The sequence below is a fragment of the Bradyrhizobium sp. genome (assembly GCF_019244115.1).
Classification (GTDB): Bacteria; Pseudomonadota; Alphaproteobacteria; order Rhizobiales; family Xanthobacteraceae; genus Bradyrhizobium.
The window spans coordinates 1-5,719 of sequence record NZ_JAFATE010000654.1; the positions used below are offsets into that span (position 1 = coordinate 1).

Here is a 5,719-nt window from a genome sequence, read left to right on the forward strand (position 1 = left end):
AAGTTGTTGAAGAGATCCAATTCGCTCTTCACGACGTAAACATTGGCCTTCCACGAGCCGGCGTCGTCGCTGGCAGCCCATCGCGCCGACATCGCGAACCGACTGGTGTTGCCGCCGTCCGTCGGGTCCTCCGAGCCATAGAGGCCGATCTGGCCCGAGGTGATGGCGCGCTGCGGGACCTGGTCGGTCGAATTCCAGCTGTTCGAATAGGCCATGCCGGTGATCGTAAAACCGTCGAACGCCGTGCCCTGGCTATAGCGCACCAAACCGTTCACCTTGCGCACGTCGTCGGGGCTGACCCATGGGCCGCCATAGGTACCGGCCTCGCCGGCAACGAGCAGATGTCCATCGCCAACCTTTGCGGAATCCATCCCAAAGATGCGGCGATACCCGAAGCTGCCGGCCGTGAGCTCGGCCATCGCCTTGGGGACGCTGTCGACCAAGCCGATGTGCAGATTTCCGGCCGAGCCGAAATCCCCTTCGTCGGCGAAATACGGTCCCTTGCGCACGTCGACCCGATTGACCGTCTCGGGCATCAGCCAGTTCAGGTCGGAATAGCCCTGACCATGCGCGTGGGTGCGCATGTTGATCGGTACGTCGTCGACCGAGATCGCCATGTCGGTGCCGTGGTCGAGATTGTAACCGCGCAGAAAATACTGGTTGGCTTTGCCCTCGCCACTGTGCTGCGTGACGATCAAGCCTGGGGTGGCTTCGAGAAGCTCGCCCGGCCGCGTCACGGGACGCGCGTTGAGTTCGGTGCCGGTGACCGTCGTCTGGCTGGCCAGAGTCGGCGCGGCGGCGGGACCGCCTGCGATGTTCGGCGCGCCGGAAGGCGGAGCCGGCGGCCCAGCCACAGACGCCGTTGGTTGCACCGATCGGTTTGCCTCTGTTGCGCGTTTCTGTCCGGCGCGCGCACTCGGCCGGCGGCGCGCCGGAGCCGCCTCATGGGCCGTCACGGTCGGCAACACAGTTCGAGTAGCCGTTGACGCGTCCGCGGGTGCGGCCTCGGACGGATTTGACGGCGGTTGCTCCTGTGCCACGACCGGCTCTTGAATGGACCAAATGAAGACCACGGCCAATACCGACCGAAACACGATTTTCGACACGCCGCCCCCGGAGTATCGGAAGACAAACAACGCCGCCCACGTCCGCCATCCATGATCGCGGTTCAGGAATGGTGCCGTCCTCCTGCGAGATTTTTATAAAATAGAAATCCCAGGGAGTATGATGTCAATCAGAAAACATCATACTCATTGTCGCATGTGAAAATCGCCGTGCGCGGTGTGACGATGACCCCAAAAGCTCATACTGTCGTCGTTGCATATGTCCGCCCCGGCGCCCGTATTCTTCCTGACGCGCGTTCAGCTCGCTTACCACGCGAACGTCAGCCGCTCCTCCGCGCATGCACATGGGCGTGCCGGTGCGCCTTCTTCTCCCCGTGAGCGTGGACCTCGGACTTGATCTCGACCGGCATCAGGACGAGGCGGCCATGCTGCACCCCCCGTTGCGCGATAACCTGGTCGGAGAAGCGCTGGACCTCCTCGGTATCCCCTTTGAGAACCGTGACCTCCATGCAACTGTCATGATCCAAATGCACATGCAGGGTCGCATGCGATAGTTCATGGTGAGCGTGCGAGGCTTGGACGAGGCGCTTGGCGAGCTCGCGCACCGAGTGATCGTAGATATAGACCAGGGCGCCCACACAATGTTTTGGGCTTTCTCCCACATCGAGCGCGGCCTGTTGGATACCTGCGCGCGCCAGGTCTCTGATCGCCTCGGAGCGGTTCTGGTAGCCGCGTTTTTCGATGATCCGGTCGAGGTCGACCATGAGGTCGTCGTCGAGCGTGATGGTCACACGTTGCATGGGGTGGGGCCTCGTAGGTCGCGCCGGCAGCACGAAGCAGCATAGCAGCCGATGGGATGTCGACCAAATATCGGCGAGTCAGGATCGCCCGGTGTGCGAAATGCGACAGGGCGGACTCCACGCGCGCCGGCTGTGACCCATCGGCCTGGCTGCCGTTGTACCGCTATTCCCGGCCAAGGGGACTTGATCAGGCTGGCCTACCGGGCGGCCCGGCGTACTCGCCTGCGCTGGTCTATTTAACCGCTGGCGGCTTCGGCATGGAGGCATAGACATCCCCAGGGACAAGGATGAACGTCATCACGGTCGGTTTTTCATTTGGAGTAAACGGACCCGGCACCTCGTGTTTGACGGCTGGAATGCTCTGGAGATAGGAGGCAATGGCGTCCTTGTCTGCATCTGTCAGGTGCGCGAAAGCCTCCCAGGGCATGATTGGCGCCAGCTCTCGGCCATCTGGACGCTTCCCGGCGGCGAAGGCCGTAATGATTTGCTCTTTAGTCCAACTGCCTAGACCTGTTTCCTTGTCAGGGGTGAGATTTCGACCAACGAAGACGCCAGTAGGAAGAGACAGGCCGACATCGGACCCGCCGAGGTATTGCGCCATATCTGGTTTTCCAAGAAAATATCCCGGAGTGTGGCAATCATGACACCCGCCAAGATTGACCAGGTATTTTCCTCGCTCGATTTGCGCTTCGTCGGCAATCGCGGGAGACACCAAACCAATCAGTGCAATTAACATAGCAAGCATAGTCTTCATGGCTGTCCTCCTCTGGGTGCATTTGCATTGGGCCGCCGCCCCCGAGCAGAGCGAGAGGTCGCCGCAGCTAAGCAAACGTCACAATTTTTCCGCTGAACGCCCCTCCGTTTCCATTCCAGAGCGCAAACAGGATACCCCGCTTTCTGCTAGGATGTGTGAAGCGGCTCACATGGCGATGAGCAGATTGACGCGGGGGAGAAGCGCCAAATCAATACGAGCGCCGACAGTACCCGTGGCGGAGTTGCCGATCACGGGAGCGGGATAATCGGGAAACACGCCCGGCATCGGCGGCACGTTGCCGATGTAGCGGTTAGCCGAGCGGGCTAGACCAAATGTGCTTACCGAGGCGCTTAGCAACAATCGAAGCTGATTATCATCCGTACCAAAGACGAATTTGTATGCCTGCTGGACGACTTGGTTGTTTACGGCCGCGGCTAGCTCGTTCGGAGACATAGACTTGAAGAACTCGAAGGTCTCCTCGGACTTCGTCGCAACAAACAAACGGCGAGGGAGATCGGCAGAACGATATGTGCATCTTGTTGGATGAGACCGTTGGACGTGATTACGGGACGGTCGGAGGTCAGTAACGGGTACTTGGCTGTCCGAAGCGTTACGGTCTGCCACCTAAAGATGCTAAAGCGCCAACTACGCGCTTGCTCCGAACCAGCTCAGGTAGGACGCGGACAGCTGGTACTTCAACAGGTTTCTTGAGGAAAGTTTCTTTGTACTCGTCGAAAGTCAGTGGATCGCTTACGCCTCGGATATTCGGATAGTCATCGCGAATGTGTTCTAGAACTTCGGCGGGATCCAAAGTGTTCAATTTCTCTCTTATACGATCCAAGTGCTCGGGGTTACGAACGATCACCGACCGCCATTACCCCGGCTCGAACGGACCCGGCTCAGAGAAGCCCTCGATCGATTCGACCTTTGCGTAGTTCTCGGCGATGCTCTCGGGTGTCAGATATGGATCGTAGAAGCCGGGTCCCATGACGATAGCGATACGTTGGATTGCTCCGGCTTCCACGTTGTAGATGCGGTTCGTCTCCAAACAACCGTCGCTTGCCAGCCAGACGATCGCTGGCGCAACAGCCTCAACCGGCATGGTGGCTTCGCTCTGTTTCAGCCAGGCGGGATCCGCAACCGCCGCTGGGTGCATCCTCGTGTACCCGTTTGGCGAAATGGTGTTCACGAGAATGCCGTGCTCTGCACCTTCAATCGCAAGAATGCGCATCAATCCGACCACTGCGCTCTTGGCCGCCGCATAGGTGGCTTGGCCACGCATGCCGAACAGGCCGACGACTGACGTCGTGAGGATGATCTTGCCATGCCGCTGTGCGACCATGTGCGGCCAGGCAGCCTTCACAGTGTTGACGGGCCCACCGAGGTGCACGCGCCAATAGTGATCAAAATCATCAAGGGTGGCGTCCTTGAATGGCTTGCTTCCGCAGATGCCAGCGTTGTTCACGAGAAGATCGATTCTCCCGAAATGTTTGATGGTCCTCCCGATCAAGTCACGGCCGCCTTGAGGGGTGGAAACATCACTGTCATTCGCGGTTGCTTCGCCTCCGCGTGACCGGATGAGATCGGCGACCTCTTCCGCTATCCCGGAGTCCTTGCCGAACCCCGATACGTTGGTCCCCAGGTCGTTCACCACGACCCGGGCGCCTCGCTCGGCGAGAAGTTCGACGTACGCCCGCCCCAGCCCGCGGCCTGCCCCAGTCACAACCGCGACCTTCCCCTCCAACGAAATTCGTTCGGTTATCTTGCTATCCTCCTGTGGGGAACCAGAACGCGGGAGGGCCCGCGACCGTCGGCTTCGCCCAGCGCACGGCCGTCGAGGCCAGCTTTCAGCGACCTGTTCCCTTTTCGCCACTGCCAAGAAGAGCCGGACATTGAAGCGCGCCCGGTCCCTTGGACATTCTGACTGGCAAACGCGTCCGAGGGCTCGGAGGGCCCTCAGATCGCCTCCTTTGACACCCCACTTTTTCGCGAGCCTCGCGATTCTGCCAGCTTGCTCCGCCATTGCCGGCCGGTACGCCTCGCGTGGCGTGGAATGTTTCCGAGGCTCGCTCGATGAGCCACGACGACACTGAAGAAAGACTGTCGGGAACGGTAGCAGCATCGCCAACACAGGGCAGCCGCGTAAGTCACGCTGGGGAACCGCCCGCCACGTTGTCAACAATCAAGTCCGTGGCCTTCACCGGACGGGTACGCAGCATGACAAAGGCGGGTCGGATCAGCCGGCAGCTTCGCGAAGAGTGCTACCTAAGTCATCGAGCAGATCGGAAAGGGCCGTTTCTCGCAACCGATTTGCCCGTCGGGCAGCGTCGGACGAATCTTGTCAAGCTTCCGCGGCAAAAATATTTCTGTTTATCGGAATGTAGAATCAGGAGTATGGTCAACCCGTCCCGCCTCGGCCATGAGGGGCGTATGCGCTATCGTCACGAAACGTGAGGCGGGATGCGATGGCCGCGATGGCGACGCGCACGATGTCTAGTGCGGACGAACGGCGCTGATGCGGACGGCGAAATCGTATGGTCCTGGCCTCCCGACGCTGAGGCCAAGTTCGCTGGCGTGACGAACGCCGCGAACGACGGGGGCAAAAAAGCCCGGTCCCCGGGGGGAGTACGTATAAGCCGTAAAGCCATCGCGCAGGGAATGCCGGATGATTTGGCTGCACCTGTGGTTCCTTCCCCGTGCTTTTTCACTGCACGGGGGCCATGGGTGAGGCCTTCACCCGGCATTCCCTGCGCCCTCTTGGTTTCGGAGGGACGGAGTTTTCGCAAAGCCCGGGCGAGATCGCGCCGCGGAAATGCTGATCCTTGTCCTCATCAACTATCGACAGGTCGAATCCGAAGCCGGGTGGTCCGGGTCGCGGTTCTTGCCGTGCCGAATCAGGGATGGGGGCTGGGTAGATGCGGGGTGCCAATGTCAAAGCCCCTGCGCAAGCACACAGAGCGTTGCAAAAGCCCCAATCTGATCCAAGTCGCGGGCTAGATTTCGGGCATTCTATCTGCCTCTGATTCGGCGGACCAAACGCGATTTGCGAAGGGATGTGGGTTATGGGATTTTTCAAGCGTGATGTTGCCCCGGTCGAACGC

Annotated in this window: 5 protein-coding genes; all 5 read right to left on the reverse strand. The window is 60.1% G+C overall.

The annotated features are described in order from the left end of the window. Nucleotides 1-1,055 (reverse strand): TonB-dependent receptor plug domain-containing protein (locus JOZ76_RS28515; protein WP_441300120.1); only part of this gene is annotated, 1,055 nt, incomplete at its 3' end. Between the two features lie 329 nt (nucleotides 1,056-1,384). Then, nucleotides 1,385-1,864, reverse strand: coding sequence for a nickel-responsive transcriptional regulator NikR (gene nikR, locus JOZ76_RS28520; protein WP_291704380.1), 480 nt, complete (start codon nucleotides 1,862-1,864; stop codon nucleotides 1,385-1,387). A gap of 232 nt (nucleotides 1,865-2,096) precedes the next feature. Then, a complete protein-coding gene (locus tag JOZ76_RS28525; RefSeq protein ID WP_441300119.1) occupies nucleotides 2,097-2,618 on the reverse strand; it encodes a c-type cytochrome in 522 nt (173 codons plus the stop codon). A gap of 165 nt (nucleotides 2,619-2,783) precedes the next feature. Further along, entirely contained in the window at nucleotides 2,784-3,119 is a 336-nt protein-coding gene (locus JOZ76_RS28530) for a hypothetical protein (RefSeq protein WP_291704382.1), read from the reverse strand. Between the two features lie 373 nt (nucleotides 3,120-3,492). After that, complete coding sequence (locus JOZ76_RS28535) at nucleotides 3,493-4,740, reverse strand: SDR family NAD(P)-dependent oxidoreductase (protein ID WP_366938640.1); 1,248 nt, start codon at nucleotides 4,738-4,740, stop codon at nucleotides 3,493-3,495. Between the last annotated feature and the right edge of the window lie 979 nt (nucleotides 4,741-5,719).